At 56.4% G+C, this 16508-nt stretch carries 16 protein-coding genes, 1 tRNA gene and 1 pseudogene; 5 read left to right on the top strand and 13 right to left on the bottom strand.

What is annotated here, in order from left to right:
• Positions 1-50: 50 nt before the first annotated feature.
• The 8 genes from ACZ5RI_RS08510 to ACZ5RI_RS08475 form a co-directional block, all read right to left on the bottom strand.
• Positions 51-128 (bottom strand) — tRNA-Pro (locus ACZ5RI_RS08510).
• A gap of 159 nt (positions 129-287) precedes the next feature.
• Positions 288-788: a MerR family transcriptional regulator gene (locus ACZ5RI_RS08505; RefSeq protein WP_464511113.1), complete on the bottom strand. Its 501-nt coding sequence runs from the start codon at positions 786-788 to the stop codon at positions 288-290.
• Between the two features lie 42 nt (positions 789-830).
• A complete protein-coding gene (locus ACZ5RI_RS08500; RefSeq protein WP_464511109.1) occupies positions 831-1145 on the bottom strand; it encodes an integration host factor subunit alpha in 315 nt (104 codons plus the stop codon).
• Positions 1146-1245: 100 nt separating this feature from the next.
• A complete protein-coding gene (locus ACZ5RI_RS08495; protein ID WP_464511106.1) occupies positions 1246-2217 on the bottom strand; it encodes a beta-ketoacyl-ACP synthase III in 972 nt (323 codons plus the stop codon).
• A complete protein-coding gene (gene plsX, locus ACZ5RI_RS08490) occupies positions 2214-3224 on the bottom strand; it encodes a phosphate acyltransferase PlsX (RefSeq protein WP_464515574.1) in 1011 nt (336 codons plus the stop codon). Before plsX ends, ACZ5RI_RS08495 begins: the two co-directional genes overlap by 4 nt.
• Positions 3225-3312: 88 nt before the next feature.
• Positions 3313-3504: a 50S ribosomal protein L32 gene (gene rpmF / locus ACZ5RI_RS08485; RefSeq protein WP_464511102.1), complete on the bottom strand. Its 192-nt coding sequence runs from the start codon at positions 3502-3504 to the stop codon at positions 3313-3315.
• A 132-nt stretch (positions 3505-3636) separates the two neighbouring features.
• Positions 3637-4191 carry a YceD family protein gene (locus ACZ5RI_RS08480; protein ID WP_464511098.1) on the bottom strand — a complete coding sequence of 185 codons (555 nt, stop codon included), beginning with the start codon at positions 4189-4191 and terminating at the stop codon, positions 3637-3639.
• An 87-nt stretch (positions 4192-4278) separates the two neighbouring features.
• Positions 4279-4791: a ubiquinol-cytochrome C chaperone family protein gene (locus tag ACZ5RI_RS08475; protein ID WP_464511094.1), complete on the bottom strand. Its 513-nt coding sequence runs from the start codon at positions 4789-4791 to the stop codon at positions 4279-4281.
• Between the two features lie 121 nt (positions 4792-4912).
• Here ACZ5RI_RS08475 and ACZ5RI_RS08470 point away from each other — a divergent pair, with 121 nt between their 5' ends.
• The 3 genes and pseudogenes from ACZ5RI_RS08470 to ACZ5RI_RS08460 form a co-directional block, all read left to right on the top strand.
• Positions 4913-5380, top strand: coding sequence for an outer membrane protein assembly factor BamE (locus tag ACZ5RI_RS08470; protein WP_464511090.1), 468 nt, complete (start codon positions 4913-4915; stop codon positions 5378-5380).
• Positions 5381-5827: 447 nt separating this feature from the next.
• Positions 5828-8062, top strand: coding sequence for a methyl-accepting chemotaxis protein (locus ACZ5RI_RS08465; RefSeq protein ID WP_464511084.1), 2235 nt, complete (start codon positions 5828-5830; stop codon positions 8060-8062).
• A 209-nt stretch (positions 8063-8271) separates the two neighbouring features.
• Positions 8272-8631 (top strand): annotated as a pseudogene (locus tag ACZ5RI_RS08460) (transposase); the annotation flags it as partial.
• A gap of 69 nt (positions 8632-8700) precedes the next feature.
• Here ACZ5RI_RS08460 and ACZ5RI_RS08455 read toward each other — a convergent pair.
• The 4 genes from ACZ5RI_RS08455 to ACZ5RI_RS08440 form a co-directional block, all read right to left on the bottom strand.
• Positions 8701-9195: a hypothetical protein gene (locus tag ACZ5RI_RS08455; protein ID WP_464511080.1), complete on the bottom strand. Its 495-nt coding sequence runs from the start codon at positions 9193-9195 to the stop codon at positions 8701-8703.
• 209 nt (positions 9196-9404) lie between these two features.
• Positions 9405-10052, bottom strand: coding sequence for a uracil-DNA glycosylase (locus ACZ5RI_RS08450; RefSeq protein WP_464511069.1), 648 nt, complete (start codon positions 10050-10052; stop codon positions 9405-9407).
• Between the two features lie 128 nt (positions 10053-10180).
• Positions 10181-10768 carry a superoxide dismutase gene (locus ACZ5RI_RS08445; protein WP_464511065.1) on the bottom strand — a complete coding sequence of 196 codons (588 nt, stop codon included), beginning with the start codon at positions 10766-10768 and terminating at the stop codon, positions 10181-10183.
• Between the two features lie 172 nt (positions 10769-10940).
• The gene (locus ACZ5RI_RS08440) at positions 10941-11831 is read right to left on the bottom strand and encodes a host attachment protein (protein WP_464511060.1); all 891 of its coding nucleotides are present in this window, start codon (positions 11829-11831) and stop codon (positions 10941-10943) included.
• Between ACZ5RI_RS08440 and ACZ5RI_RS08435 the strand changes: the two genes are divergently transcribed.
• On the top strand, positions 11830-12051 hold the full coding sequence (locus ACZ5RI_RS08435) for a hypothetical protein (protein ID WP_464511057.1): 222 nt from the start codon (positions 11830-11832) through the stop codon (positions 12049-12051). The two genes, ACZ5RI_RS08440 and ACZ5RI_RS08435, sit on opposite strands and share 2 nt — an antisense overlap.
• Positions 12052-12272: 221 nt before the next feature.
• Entirely contained in the window at positions 12273-14354 is a 2082-nt protein-coding gene (locus ACZ5RI_RS08430) for a S46 family peptidase (RefSeq protein WP_464511053.1), read from the top strand.
• A 62-nt stretch (positions 14355-14416) separates the two neighbouring features.
• Here ACZ5RI_RS08430 and ACZ5RI_RS08425 read toward each other — a convergent pair whose 3' ends face one another.
• Positions 14417-16390, bottom strand: a complete 1974-nt coding sequence (locus ACZ5RI_RS08425) for an acyltransferase family protein (protein ID WP_464511048.1) — start codon at positions 16388-16390, stop codon at positions 14417-14419.
• Positions 16391-16508 lie beyond the last annotated feature (118 nt).

The following is a 16508-nucleotide window of genomic DNA, read 5'->3' as shown; positions in this document are numbered from 1 at the left end:
GCGGCAATACCGCCAACCCACGAGGAACGCATTCCGCTGTTTGAAAAGATTGGTCGGAGCGAGAGGATTCGAACCTCCGACCCCTAGTCCCCCAGACTAGTGCGCTAACCAGACTGCGCCACGCTCCGACACTTTATATTGCACGCCGTGCTAATAGGGGATGGGCACGACCGCGAGGCCGATGCGATAAATCAAAATGACGCCGGGCACAACAGCTTTTCGCACCGCGTGAGATAAAATCGCTAAATTTCTCAAAAAAATCAGGCACCAACCCAAAACCGTTGGCCTTAAGGCGCCCGCAAACCCATGCGCGGCACCACGCGCAGATGCTGCTTCAGCGTCAGCAATTCGGCCAGCAGCATTTCGAGCTTCTCGCGGGATTCTTCGGCCAGATCCTGATGCAGACTGACCAGACGCGCCACCATGGCATCGGCCGGATCATCGGGGCGGAAGGCGGCCTGCGGCTCAGGGGCATCCCCCGGCTCCAGCGCGGGCGCGGCCTGGACCGAGACCTCGCCCCGGCCGATCTCCATCACGAAGCGCTGGCCACGTTCCCGCAGCAGCTTCTGCACGCCTTTGATGGTGTAGCCTTCGCCATAGAGCAGCTTGCGGATGCCGCGCAACAGATCGACCTCGTCCGGCCGATAGTAGCGGCGCCCGCCAGCGCGTTTGATTGGTTTGATTTGTGAAAAACGGCTTTCCCAAAACCGCAACACATGCTGCGGCAAATCCAGATCCGTCGCCACCTCGCTGATGGTGCGGAAAGCCTCGGGCGATTTCATCGACATAGTTATAGCATCCGGTACCGTTACCGACACCATAGCCGACGACTAGTCGAGCTCGGGCGTCGGCGTCTGACCATTGATAACGGCTTTGAGCACATGGCTGGGACGGAATACCAGAACCCGGCGCGGCGCGATTGGCACCTCGTCCCCGGTCTTGGGGTTACGACCCATGCGCTGCGATTTCTGGCGCACCGCGAAGGTGCCGAACGAAGACAGCTTCACCGTTTCCCCTTGCACCAGGGCAACACACATCTCTTCCAGAATGTCTTCGACAATCTGAGCGGATTCATTACGCGAAAGACCGACCGCCTGAAAAACGGCTTCGGTCAAATCGGCGCGTGTCAAAGTCGAACTTGGCATACTTAAGCCCCACGATTCCCCTATTGCTCGGACAAACCTATGCTGATCTAGGATTTGCCGTCAACATCAAAGGGATAGGGCTGCTTCAAAACGCGCCGTGTTACCAGCGTAACAATGCCGATCCCCACGAGAAACCACCGCCCATCGCTTCAAGAAGCAGCAAATCACCGGGTTTTACGCGCCCGTCGTTCACTGCCGTGGCCAAGGCCAGCGGCACAGATGCCGCGGACGTATTGCCCTGATGCGAGACCGTGACCACCACTTTGGCGGGGGTAATTGCGAGTTTTTTAGCAATTCCGTCCAAAATGCGCTGATTCGCCTGATGCGGCAGGAACCAGTCAACGTCCTGAACAGACAATCCGACCGCATCGGTCGCCGCCACCATCGAGGCAGAAATATTGCCCACGGCATGGCGGAAGACTTCCTTGCCCTGCATGCGCAGATAGCCGGTCGAACGTGTGGAAGACGGCCCGCCATCGACATAGAGCATGTCGTGCAGGCGGCCATCAGAATAGATTTTACTGGCGAGCACGCCACGGTCAGCGTTGGTCCCGACACCTTCGCCGGTGGTGAGCACCAAAGCCCCCGCCCCGTCGCCGAACAGCACACAGGTGCCGCGGTCGTTCCAGTCGACCAGACGCGACATGCAGTCGGCCCCGATCACCAGCGCATTTTTGGCGCTGCCGCCGCGCAGCATGTTGTCGGCCACGGTCAGCGCAAAGACAAAGCCGGCGCAAACCGCCTGCACGTCAAAGGCCGCCCCCTGGGTGATGCCCAGTTTGGCCTGCACAATGGTGGCAGTGGCGGGAAAGGTTTCGTCGGGCGTGGTGGTGGCACAGATAATAAGGTCTATGTCGGCCGCCGAAAGCCCCGAAGCGGCAATGGCCTGCGCCGCCGCCTTGACCGCCAGATCCGAGGTGCGCTCGTCATCGGCGGCGATATGGCGTTCGGTAATGCCGGTGCGGGTACGAATCCACTCGTCGCTCGTATCCATACGTGCGGCCAGATCGGCATTAGTGACGATTTTTTCCGGCAGATACCCGCCACATCCGAGAGCAAGCGATCGAATCACGAAGTCTGCGCTCCCCGCGCAGGCAGGTTCATCCCTGCCCGATCGGCAACGATATGATTGAGAATGTCGCCTTTGACCAGATCAACAGCGACGTCGATGGCGCTGGCAAAGCCAAACGCATCGGTTCCGCCGTGGCTTTTGACCACCAGACCGTTGAGGCCAAGGAAGACCCCGCCATTGGCCGCGCGCGGATTAAGCTTGCGCTTCATCGCGTTCAGCGCCCCCGAAGCCAGCAATGCCCCGATCCGTGCCATCAGCGAACGGCGCAGTGCCGCCCGCAAAAAGCTCGAAATCATCTTGGCCGTGCCTTCGGCGGTTTTGATGGCGATATTGCCCGAGAAGCCGTCGGTCACCACGACATCGACCTTATGTTCGAAGATGTCGTTGCCTTCGACAAAGCCGTTGAACTCGATCGGCAGCGAGGCTTCACGCAGGATATGGGCAGCGGTTTTGACTTCGCTGTTTCCCTTAACCTCTTCCTCGCCGATATTGAGTAACCCGACAGTGGGGCGCACCAGGCCGAAAATCGCCCTGGCATACGCCTCGCCCATCACGGCAAAATCGACCAGCTGGTCGGCAGAGCAATCGACATTGGCACCAACGTCGAGAAACACGCACTGCCCCTGCTTGGTCGGCATCAGACAGGCAATGGCCGGACGGGAGATCCCTTCCAGCACACCGAGGTGGTACATCGACATGGCCATCAGCGCGCCGGTATTGCCCGCAGAAACCGCAACCGCGGCTTCCCCGTTCTTTACCGATTCGATGCTGTGCCACATGCTGGTGTCACGGCCACGGCGCAACGCCAGCGACGGCTTGTCTTCCATCTTCACACGAGCAGGTGCGTGGCGAATGGTGACGCGCCCACTGAGCTTCGACTTGCGCTTAGCCACCAGTTCGGTCAGCTGTGCCTCATCGCCATGCAGAATAAAATCCACATTAGGATGGTGCTGCACTGCCCGAACCAGAGCAGAAACCACAACCGATGGGCCGGCATCGCCGCCCATCGCATCGATCGAAACAATCAATTTGCGGGCCACGCTATGCCTTGCCCTATTCTATACACGTGAAGACCTAAAGCACGTACGAAGACGATCAAGCCTTGGTGGACTTGGCAGTCTCGACCACTGCACGGCCATCGTAAAAACCGCACGAGGGGCAAACATGATGGGGCAGCTTCGGCTCGCCGCAATTCGGGCACTCGCCATACGTCGCCGCGGTCAGACTGTGGTGCGAACGGCGCATATTACGCCGTGACGGCGACACTTTTCTTTTTGGAACCGCCATGGCGGAACGTCTCCTTCATACCAAAAACCGCAAAACCATCTTCTCCCGGCCGGGATAACCCCGGCCAAGCGGTTCGCGGTAAAACGAGGCCGGAGTGAACAGGAAACCGCTGCGGGATTCAAGCAGGAAGTTTTAAGACGGGTCAGCTTTTTTTAATTGAGCCAAAACGGCAAAGGGGTTATCGGGCTTTGCCCCCCCCTCACCCGACACATCCGCCGGCAGGATGTATCCATCATCAACTTTGCGGGGGTACGGGTCAATATTGAGCGAAAATTCCTCAAGCAACGGCGCACAATAATCATAATGCAGGCTGTCTATTGTATCGGGAACATCGTCATCCCCGGCCGATAAAGTTAATTCCCCACCGGTCTCAACCGGACGATCCGCATAAAGCAACTCGCGCCGCACCGACACCGCAATCTCGGTTACCATGGGCTCCAGCGTAACAACGCAGCGTTGCTCGATCTTTGCCTTAAGATCGGCCTGCAGGGCAAAGCGCTGGTTTGATAACTTGCGCAAATTCACCTTGGCCGTGAAACTGTGCACGCAAACCAGGTCAGCCCACTGAGCCAGCCGAATCAATTCCTCGGGCTCAGCGACGAAATCGATGTCGCTGCCCGCCATGGTCAGGTCGGACAGTTTGATAAACCGGCTCACCGGCGCGAGGTCGTCTTTTTGCTGATCCATACTTCAACCCAATATTACAACAGCTTATTGAACGTTATTCATTTGCCGCATGTGCCGTGCGCATTTTCCCTGCGGCCTTAAAACACATTACGGGCAGAGCGGGCCGAAATCCAGCGCACCGGCAGGCGGCAACCACAGCGCCAACTGCTTGCGCAGCGCCAGACAGTAGCGCGCCAACCGTTCGACCGGCACACCATCCGCCCCGCGATACAGGTTCCGCCGCAGCGCATCCCGCCAGTCAGCGCCATCACGCAGCGCGCCATAGCCTTGCAAGCGCCCATAAAAAGCGCCTGCCAACGCTTTGATATTCTTGAAGATACCGCCATCACCGGCGCCGGATTCCCGCATCACCGCTTCGAAATCCGCGAAGATGCGATCGATCAGCGCTTTGGCCAGCGCCGCCTGCCCGGCCTCGCCGAGCCGCTCCAGTATCAGGAAAGCATGCAGCGCCAACATATCGAAACGGCCATCGGCCGTGTCGGCCACTTTCAGCTCCGTATAGAAAACCGGCAGACGGGCCTGATGCATCAGACCTTCATAAAGTTTCCCGGCATCGCGTTTGAGCGCTGCCCGGTGTATCGTTTTGTCCCGCCATAACATTCTGATATGCTTTTGAGCCTTCCACGTTTACAGAAACTGCGTGCCTTATACCGGAACATCTTGCAACCGGGCGCAGGCAAGGTTAGCACACTGAATGGACGAACCGGTCAAGGGTCACCGTATGAAAAAAATCGTGCTTTGCGCCGCCTTGCTGGTCTTGGCGAACTGTACCCCCGTCATCAGTCATCGCGGGTACCTCGAAGACCCCAATACCGAGGCGTATATCGCCGCCGGTGCGGATACTAAGGCAACCATTGAATCCAAGCTCGGCGATCCGTCGATGCAGGCAACCTTTGGTAATGATGCCTGGTATTACGTCTCGACCGTCGAGAAGAAGGTCGCCTTCTTCGACACCATCGTGCTGTCGCGCAAGATTCTGGCGGTCTATTTCGATGCGGATGGCAAAGTGGTCGATATGAAGCATTACGGGCTACAGGATGGTCACGTCTTTGCCTTTGAATCGCGCCAGACGCCGACGCGTGGCCGCGAGATCACCTTCCTGCAGCAGCTGTTCAACGCCACACCGGGTATGCCGGGCACCATGAGTCAGGAACAGAATCCTGGCGGTGGCGGCGGGCCGCAGCACTAAGCCCAATCCGGCGTATCAGGTACAGAAGGCGGCGAAGCGATTCGCCGCCTTTAATTTTGGCAGCCCCAAAACGCCGCCCTGGCAGCACCCCACGCTAATACATTGTCCGAAAAGCACTATTGCGCAGATATGTCGCATCCGCCCCCGGGCCACATGCTTAAATTTTACGCATGCCCCACTTTTCTTTTGCGACCAGGCCTTGCATAATAATTGCGCACAAATCGCAAGCAGAAGCACAATTATTCAACACCCGAACGCTTCTGACGCCGAAAAGACGTTACAGTTTCAACGCAAATGACACTGTGCCGCCGACGGGTTTACTGTGCCCGCTTCAAATATAGCCCTCGGGCCTTCATACACCTGTACATGTACGCACGGACAAAACAATCCGAAATTGTTTCATTCCGCGCCTGATTTCGTAGAATACGGGCATCAAAAGGTGCGCGTATGCTTAATTTTATTAATCGTCAGCTTTCCATTCGTTTCCGCCTGATACTGATCTCGGGTCTATTCTTTCTTTCCGCCGCCGTCAGCACAGGCCTGCTGGCCAAATACGGTCTGGAAAATATCGACTTCGCCCGCAAAGAAAGATCAGGAACGGCTTATAACCATCTGATCTGGCAGGCATTACAACAAGGCAGCGTTATCCCGGATCATGCGGCTTACGATACCCGTTTTGCCACCGGCGCAGCCTATACCACCTTCGCCGCAGCCAAGGGGGCCGAAGCACGCAGCGCCGCCGCCGGTCAGCTGATCGCCGCGGTGGCGGATGCTTCCAACCTCACCCTCGACCCCGATCTGGACAGCTACTACGCCATGGATGTGGTCACGGTGAAGCTGCCCACCCTGTTGCAGGATGCGCTGGCGCTGGATGCGGCATTGAAACTGCCGGTCAGTGATCCGACCCGCCCGGCCCGCATCGCCCGGGTGCTGGGCCGCTACGAGCAATCGGCCCGGGGCGCGCTGCAATCGCTCGACAGCAGCATGCATAATAATCCCGTCACGGCGGCAACGCTCAAAGCCGCGCGGGACCGGCTGGCGGCGGCCATCGCGGCCCAAAGCCAGACAGCCGAAGCAGGCATTACCGGTGGTGCAGGTGACGAAACCACCCTGACCGGACTTACCGGTGCGATTGATGCAAGCTGGGGCGTGACCAATCGCGAACTGGCCCGCCTGCTGGATGCCCGCATCGACAAACTGACCGGGCGGCTTGCCACCTTTCTGTTTCTCACCGGGCTGATCACCCTGCTGGGCTTGAGCCTGACCGCCATCATCACCTTTGGTCTGGCGCGGCGCTTCCGCCTGCTTGGCCTCGCCATGCAGCGCATCCATCACGGCGACAAGACCGTCGAAGTCCCCTACCGCGACGATGTCAACGAAACCGGCCAGATTGCCGAAACGCTCGAAAACATGAAGCAGAACCTGTACGAGCGCGAGCAGATCGCCCGCCAGCGACAGGCCGACCGCCATGCCGCGGAAGAGGAACGCCGTCAGGCCGAAGCCGAACTGCTCACCCGCAACCGTGCGCTGGTGGTGGAAACCTTCGGTGCCGGGATTCGGGCGCTGGCCGACGACGATTTCACCTACCGGCTGTCTGCCGATGGGTTGCCGGAGGCCTATCTGGGCCTGCAGGAGGATTTTAACCGCGCCATCGCGAAGTTTGAACAGAACAAGCGCGATCGCGAAGCGGTCATCCGCCAGCGCAGCAAGGAACGGCTTGCCGCCACCGAGGCCAAACGCTGGGCCCATGTTCAGCGCCGCTCGATGGAGGTGGTGATGGCCTATTTCAGTCAGGGCATGAAAGCGCTGGCGGCACGGGACCTCAGCGTGCGGCTGAACCGCGACCTGCCCGACGCCTATATGCAGTTGCAGAACGACTTCAACACCGCACTGGAGCATCTGTCGGAAGCGATGGGCGAGATCGACGGTGCCACCAGCGATATCTCGTCCTCCTCCAGCCAGATTCACAAGGCAGCGGACGAAATGGCCGTGCGCACCGAAAAACAGGCCGCCGCGCTGGAAGAAACCGCCGCCGCGGTCGAACAGATCACCGCCACGGTGGGCCGCTCGGCGGCGAGCGCCCATCAGGCCAACCTGAAGGCCGAAAGTGCCAAACAGGATGCCGAGCGCAGCAAAGCCGTCACTGTCAGCATGAACCAGGCCATGCAGCGCATTGCCACCGCGTCGAGCGAGATTACCCAGATCATCGGCGTAATCGACGAGATCGCCTTTCAGACCAACCTGCTGGCGCTGAACGCCGGGGTCGAGGCAGCGCGGGCGGGCGAAGCCGGACGGGGCTTTGCCGTTGTCGCCTCCGAGGTGCGGGCGCTGGCCGGGCGTTCGGCGGAAGCGGCCAAACAGATCAAGGCGCTGATCAAAACCAGCGAGACCGAGGTTGGCAGCGGGGTCAAACTGGTCGAGGAAAGCGGCAAGGTACTGATGCACATCGCCGCTGACATCGACGAAATCCACAGCCTGATGCGCGAGATTGCCGCCACCCAGAACGAACAGGCCACCGCCCTTGCCGAGGTCAACAGCACGGTGACCCAAATGGATCAGGCCACCCAGCAGAACGCCGCCATGGCGGCCCAAAGCACATCAGCCAGCAAGCTGATGGCCGACGGGGCGCAGGATCTGGCCCGGCTGACCGGCCAGTTCAAACTGGCAGCAGGTGAAGCGTAACCCAGCTACATCTTTCTGAACACCATATCTGCGGTAATCTGTTTCCGTAAACCTAAGGCGTTTTATAGCTACAACGTTTTCACACGGTAGATGGAACATCTGTTTTTTTGAACGGCCATACATTCAGTTTCAACCATACCTATTGCTGGTTCTGCCCCAAGGCAAAAACTTAAGCCAGTTGAAACCTTATTAGTTGGTAGCCGGATCGCCTAATGGTCCGTCTGACTACGGCCGATATCTCCGATAGTGCCGGCGCCCAACTGATCCTCGATGGCATCCGCAAGCGCTGGCCGTGGGTCAAACATTTCTTCGCCGACGGCGCCTATGACCGACGAAAGCTGATGGATAAGACGGCATTCCTGGATTTCGTGATCGAAGTCGTCCGCCGATCCGACGACGTTTCCGGCTTCAAGGTGCTGCCGCGACGTTGGGTGGTCGAACGGACCTTCGGCTGGCTGACACGCTACCGCCGTTTAGTCCGCGACTACGAGCGGCGTCTCGACGTTTCCGAGGCCATGATGTTCATGGCTATGGGCAACCTCCTTATCCGAAGGATCGCTCATCCATGAATTTCCAAACAGAATCTTAGAAAATAGGTTTTCATTAGTAATAAATCATAATACTACACCAAAACCATTTCAATCACCACCTGAAATTGCACCATTATTGTAATTAATAGCGTTATAAATCTCTTTTATTAACACGTCCGGTTCTTCAACAAATCCAGAACAATTGAGATACTTTTCACCACCAGACTTCAAATGAAAAACAACAACATTACGTTTTGAAAACATTGAAAATTGAATGCGTGACACACCAACACTTGAAATATCATTAGCATGCAAGCGAAAAATGAACTGATTTAAAAAAATAAAACTTCCACTTTTAAACCAAAATACTGCCATCTTCTCAAATAAAATACAGTAAATCATACTAAACAAATAAAATGTACAATACACATACGAAAAATACATTAAAATATAAAACGGAGTCCAAATATTAAAATTAGTGACTCTAGAAAACATCTCACCAAAAAACGTTTCTTTAGTCACTACTAAAACAAGAAAAGAAAACAAAATTATAGGCAGAAAAATTTTCATCCATGAAAAATGCGCTATAATTCTTTTATCCACTGTATCACACCCCATACAACACCAATTCAAGACAATATAAAATATTCACTTTCCAATTATCGCGCCATAGACTTCATATAACATTTCCGGTACTTAGAGGAGTGTCGTGTGCGGGCAGGCGTTGGTACATTCCGCCCGGCTCTGGCCGCCAACAAATCAATAACACCTGATCAGCCTGTCACTCTGCAATATTTTGATCGGTCGAAAACCTAGCGTAGCCCGGCCAGTCTGGCCGCCTCGCCCACCACGGCTTCAAACATTTCGGTCGTCAGCACACCGGTGTTGGTGTTGTAGCGCGAGCAATGATAGCTCGAAATCAGCGTCTGCGCGCCAATCTCATAGGCCACCGCATGTTTGAAAGGGTGCTCGGCTTTGCGCACTTTAAGCACATCGCACACGCTGTCATGGGCAATCTTGCCCAACGCCAGAATGACTTTGAGCTTCTTCATCGCCGCAATCTCCTCCACCAGAAACGGGCGGCAGGTGCGGATTTCGATCGGCAGCGGCTTATTCTCGGGCGGCACACAGCGCACCGCATTGGCGATGCAGACCCCCTTGAGGCTTAAACCGTCATCAGGGCGGCGGTCATAAGTACCGCGGGCCAGCTTGAATTTCAGCAAAGTGGCAAACAGCAGATCGCCAGCATAGTCGCCGGTAAAAGGCCGCCCGGTGCGGTTGGCCCCATTCAGGCCGGGGGCCAGCCCCACCACCAGCAGCTTGGCATCCAGCCCGCCAAAGCGCGGCACCGGCGCATTGAAATGGTCTGGCAAGCGGTTGCGGTTCATTTTGCGAAAATCCGCCAGCCGCGGACAAAGCCTGCAGTTCAGGGCGGGTTCGGAGGGGGTTGCTGCGCACATGGCAGGCTTCATAAAGCAGCCTGCCGTCAGGGCGAAGCGTTTTTCCATAGCCTCAACACAAAAACGGCCCCTGCCGATGGCAGAAGCCGCTTTTACGCTACGGAAGGTTTCTGGTACCGAACCCGGATTTACAGATTAGCGGCAGCAAAATCCCAGTTCACCAGATGGTCGAGATAGGTTTTGACAAAATCGGCCCGGCGATTCTGATAATCGAGGTAATAGGCATGTTCCCATACGTCGATGGTAACCAGCGGCTTCAGCCCGCGGGCAATCGGGGTGTCGGCATTGCCGGTCGCCAGAATCTTGAGCTTACCGGCCTCTTCCACCAGCCAGGCCCAGCCACTGCCGAACTGACCAATCGCAGCGGCCGTAAAAGCCTGCGCAAAGGCATCATAGCTGCCGAAATCCCGGTCAATCAGTTTGGCCAGCGCACCCGACGGCGCACCGCCGCCATTTGGCTTCAACGAATTCCAGAAAAACGTATGGTTCCAGACCTGCGCGGCATTGTTGAACAGCGCCGTCTGCTTTTCGCCATAGGCCGCTGCAATGATTTCTTCCAGCGTCTTATTTTCCAACGGGCCACCGGCAATCAGCTTGTTGGTGGTGTTGACGTAATTGGCGTGATGCTTGTCGTGATGAAATTCCAGGGTCTGCGCGCTGATATGCGGCGCCAGGGCGTCCTTCTTATAGGGCAGTTCGGGCAATTCGATAGCCATTCTCATCTCCGTTTATGTATTTTTCGCGATTTTACACACCGCTTCGTATTTGTAGTTATTCTAAATACAAACAGAATCCCAACGCAACCCAGTCGGATAAAAAAAGAAGCCGGCTGGCCGATACCACGTATCACAACCAACCGGCTCTTATGGGTTATACTACAGCATTATGTCAGTCTGCCCAAGCCTCCGCTTGCATCAGTTTTGCCCGCGTTTTGACCGAGGCCACGCGACGCCCCGCTTCGGCCCGCGCCCCCACCGCCGCCAGACGCCCCGCCATGACACCCAGCTTACGCTCGGCAGCGGCGAAAACATCCCGCAGCGCGCTATGGGCATTTTCGTGCGAATGCAGACCACTGCATTCGCCCTTGGTGGCGATCTTGCGCCCTTCGGCCATCACCTCCAGACCAATTGTGAACGACTTACCTTTGAGCGAAATCCGACGTGGTGCCGAGATGGTCACCTTGCAGCTTTCAATGCGGGCATATTTGCGCCCCAGCTTGGCCGCGTAATGCAAGGCATCGGCCTGCACGGTTGGCGAATTTTCGGTACTGCGGAACACCACCGAAACCGGCATGGCGGGCAGAATCGCCTCCTTGGATTTTTTCGGTAGTGGCTTGGCTGCACTCAGCAGCATCACCGAAAGCTTGTTCCACAATTGGTCCGTCGGCAGATTGGTCAGCGTCTTGGGGATTTCATGGACCAGCTTGTTCAGTACACGGGCCGAAAGCACCTCGCGCAGCTCACCCAGCGAACGCGGCGGTGCCGCCAGTATCAGACGGGAGTAATCCTTCTGAGCCGCCGCGGCATCCAGACGACCGGCAATTTCATGGACGAAATCGTGCTTTTCCAGCTTGCGCGCGTTAAGACGCGGCTCAACCACGCCACGCGCCATGCCGGTGGCAAAGCTGCGACCCGGTTTAGCCACCACGCGCGGCGTTGCCGCCAGCGGTTCGGCGATTTCCTCGAACACCTGCCCATCCTCGCTCTGACGTAACGCGAAGAAGCGCGCCTGCGCACCGTCCAGAACGACGATCCAGGTGGGGAGGGTTTTGGCTGCCATGATGATTCTCCTGCTCAATGACGAGGAGCGGCCCGAAGCCGGGCCACCGCCGCCGAAGACCAAAGACAAAACACAGTGTGTGGAAGGTATAGCCGATGCGCGCGAAACGCATGGCCTGCATGCCGCCAGAGATGTGGGTATATCGCGCGGCCCTGAAAGCCGCCCTGATCAGGGGGCTTGTTTCACTGCAAGGCCGGGCAAGAGCAACATGCATGTTTAAAATATGGGAGTCTTATGGCGTTCTGGCAAGAGGCATTCGTGGTTATGCTAAAGCGTTTTCACGGCAAGCCCATACGCGCCATACGTGCACATATTGTTCAGGTTTTTCAGGTAAAAAGATAAGGATCTGGCAACCATCCCGTAAATGTGGGTGGCGCCGCCCTGAAGCCCGTGGCATTTTCAGGCCATTCCCGTCCGTCTACGACAGAAGGATTTTACGACGTGATCAGACACACACTGGCAGTGGGGTCATTCGCCCTGGGGGCTGCCGCACTACTCATGCTGAGCGGACCGGCATTTGCCGACGAAGGCATGTGGACCTTTGACAATTTCCCGGCGCAGGCCGTTAAAGCCAAATACGGTGTTACCATCGACCAGAAATGGCTCGACCACATTCGCGGGGCCTCGGCCCGGCTATCGACCGGCTGCTCGGCTTCGGTGGTCAGCAAAGATGGTCTGGTGCTAACCAACCATCACTGTGTGCGCGCCTGCGCCCAAAACCTGTCGACCGGTAAAACCGATTACATCAAGGACGGGTTCTTTGCCGGTGACCGCAAGAATGAAAAAATGTGCCCCGGCATGCAGGCGGAGATTCTGAACAAGATCGACGATGTTACCGCCCGCGTGAACAAAGCCTCGGCCGGTAAAAAGGGCCAGGACTACGTCAAGGCGCGTGATGCGGCGATTGCTGCGGCCGAACAAAGCGGCTGCGCCGGTCGTGAAGACAAGTTCCGTTGTCAGGTCATCACCCTGTATCAGGGCGGCGAATACAAGCTTTACACCTATCGCAAATATTCCGACGTGCGTCTGGTGGCGGCCCCCGAAATGCAGACCGCGTTCTTCGGCGGCGATCCCGACAATTTCAACTTCCCGCGCTATGACCTCGATTTCTCGTTCGTGCGGCTTTATGAAAACGGCAAGCCGGTTGCCACCCCCGATCATCTGACCTGGCGCGTGGCCGCCCCCAAGGCGGGCGAGCCGGTGTTCATTGCCGGCAACCCCGGTTCGACCGAACGGTTACTGACCGCTGCCGATCTCGAATATTTGCGCGACTATTCGCTGCCCGGCACACTTATTCAGTATTCCGAGCTGCGCGGCCGTCTGATCCGCTTTGGTGAAGAAAGCGCCGAGAATGCGCGTATTGCTGACAGCCTGCTGTTCGGCATTGAAAACAGCTTCAAGGCCTTGTCGGGCCATGAAGCCGCGCTGGTCACCCCCGGCATGGTCGAAGCCAAAGCCAAGGCCGATGCGGAACTGCGCTCCAGGGTGATGGCCGATCCGAAGCTGGCGCACGAGATCGGTGATCCGTGGGCAGACATTGTCGCGCTGGCACCCGAGCGCAAAGCCATCCGCCTGCCCTATGGCTTCCTCGAAGCCCGCGCTGGCATGGCCTCCAGCCTGTTCTCCTATGCCCGCACGCTGGTGCGTGCTGCCGAGGAGCGTGGCAAGCCCAACGCCGACCGCCTGCCGGAATATGGCGACAGCCGTCTGCCGCTGGTGCAGAAGACCATTCTGGATGCCAAGCCGGTCTATCCCGAGCTGGAAAAGCTGGCACTGGAATTCTGGCTGTCCAAACTGCGCGAAAACCTGACCGCCGATGCGGAAGGCACCAAGGTCTTTCTGGGCAAGGAATCGCCCGAAGGGCTGGCGGCGAAACTGGCGGCCTCCAAGCTGGCGGACCCGACCTATCGCAAGGCGCTGTGGGATGGCGGACTGAAGGCGATCAAGGCGTCGGATGACCCGATGATCCGCTTTGTGCTGGCCACCGATGCCACCAGCCGTGCCGTGCGTAAGGAATTCGAAGAAAAGATCGACGGCCCGCTCGACCGTGCCAACGAACGCATCGCCAAGGCGCGTTTTGCGGTTTATGGCAACAGCCTCTATCCCGATGCCACCTTCAGCCTGCGCCTGTCTTACGGCAAGGTTGCCGGCTGGAAGGAAAACGGCACGGACGTCGCCCCCTTCACCTATTTCAGCGGTCTGTGGCAGCGCGCCACCGATGCGTCGCCCTTTGATCTGGCGCCGCGTTGGCAGAAGGCCAAGGGTAAGCTGAACGATGCCACGGTGTTTGACTTCGCCACCACCAACGACATCATCGGCGGCAATTCGGGCTCGCCGGCGATTTCGGCCGAAGGTGAAGTGATCGGTGCGGTCTTCGACGGCAACATCCACAGCCTGGGCGGTGCGTTCTTCTTCGACGAACGCGATAACCGCGCGGTTGTGGCCTCCACCGCCGCCATCACCGAGGCGCTGGAAAAGGTCTACGGCCAGCCCGAACTGGTCAAGGAACTGCTGGCGAAATAATAAAGAGGCCGGGGCGGTGTGCCGCCCCGGCCTCTTCCTATTCTGTCTGCGCGATTACGGCTTCATAACCATGTAGCGCAGGAACTTTTGATCATTTTTTCGGCAATATAACGTGAACCGTAAAAGCTCAAATGATGATCATCACGGTAGAGCAAGCGCCCGTTACGGCGCAGCGAATATGACTCCCCCGAACGAAGATACAGGGACTGCCGAAAAACACAGAGGTCACTACGCGTACCAAATTGCCTATCCCAAAACGCCAAGAAATCTTTATTTCCACCTGCGACTGCAGTGCATTTCTGACTAGAATTGATGCAATAACGCGGAGAAATACCAATATTAGGTCCATCGAATGTTACGACAAGTTTTTTCCCGTGGGATTTCCAGAACGCAACATCACGGGCAATATATTTTTGCATGCGCACCATTCTCTGATCTGTGGTTAGCTTAGTCGATACCTTATCAAATTGCATATTAACGAGATCCCAATTTGCAATCCCCATCACGACCGTCGTCACCCGAGGATCAGATGCAACGGTATTATATATACGCTCATTGATTTGCGCACAGTGCCTGTTCCACGCAAAATTGCCATATAGCCCGCGGAAAGGTGCACAGGTGCCGACACCAAAATTTTCCACACCGCTCCCACGTGCGGCCAGAACTTCACGCATACCAGGATACAAAGAATTCGCCATACTGTCGCCGATAATGGCCACGACTTTTGCCGCCTTGGGATCGGCTAGATGGCAAAAAATGGTATCCCGGTGAGCTAGATACGTTACGCCCAACGCAGCGTAGCAGGCATCTTCCGATTCAACCCACTCCAGCTGACGCATATCGTCTGCCGAGCCTCGTAAATGCCAGGAATGGTCCAGGTACAGATACAGGCCAGCCACACCTAAAACTGCTACGGGAATGCACAATAAGGGAACGACCCAGCCAGATTTGCGGAAACGTATTTGTTTTTCAACAAACTGATACGTCAGCCAAGCGAGCAGAATCGAGACTGCGACAGCAAGGCAGCGCCAGAGCGTAGGCGGAAAACCGGCATATGTCAGACGCATAAACGCCAGAATCGGCCAGTGCCAGAGATAGAGTGGATAGCTTATCAGACCAATTTGAACGAACAGAGGATGCGCAAGAATCCTGCGGTTTACCCATGCAAACGGCCCAGCCCAAATCAGACATGCGGCACCTAGCGTTGGCAACAGTGCCCAAGCACCAGGAAAAAGGCGATCCTGATTGATGAGCATTTCAGCGCCCACAATCAACAAAACACCTAAGAACGATACGATATTATGCCAACGCGACGAGAAAATATCCGCAGAAACTTTATCGGTTTTATCTAACTGCCGTGCAAGCGTGTAGTGATAATAGGCTAGCGTACTGCCAATCAGTAACTCAAAAAAACGCGTATATGGGAGATAGAATGCCGCCGACGCATCTATGACCACGAAGTACATGTTGGCAGCAAAAGAGGCCAAAAAACCGATACCAAGAACATAGCGCATATCGGCCCTGCACCGATGAGCCCAATATACCAATACTGGCCAAATAATATAAAATTGTTCCTCAACGCCGAGCGACCACAAATGCAGCATCGGATTGAGTTCTGCATCCCCACCGAAATAGCCACTGTTTTGGAGAAGCACGATGTTGGCAAGAAATGCCGTACCGGCAGCAATATATTTGCTTAAGTCACGGAACTCAGATGTCAGCATTATTGCGGTGCCAGCCACATAACTGGCAACAAGTACAACGATCAAAGCGGGAAAAATACGTCTTATGCGCTTCGCATAGAAGCTAAAGATGGAATAACGCCCACCCTCAACCTGGAAAAAAATAATTCCGGAAATTAGATAGCCAGATATAACAAAAAAAATGTCTACACCGACAAAGCCACCAGAGAATTTGCTACTAAACGCATGGAACGCAACCACCATACCAATGGCAAGAGCACGTAACCCATCAATGTCTGCACGATAAACACTTTTGCCAGCACGAAAGCCAGCATTACCCTCCGAAATTAGCACTTATACCCCCAAGACCGTGATACAATCGTGTTTCGTATACTACTTAGCGCGCCAAGAACAAATCGGGGAATTAGGTGTCTTCATCGCGATTAATTGCGCGCGCAGCCAGAGAGGCCGC

It is taken from the genome of Micropepsis pineolensis (assembly GCF_055392125.1).
The sequence above is the reverse complement of the archived record's forward strand: the minus strand, read 5'-3'. Positions and strand labels throughout refer to the sequence as shown.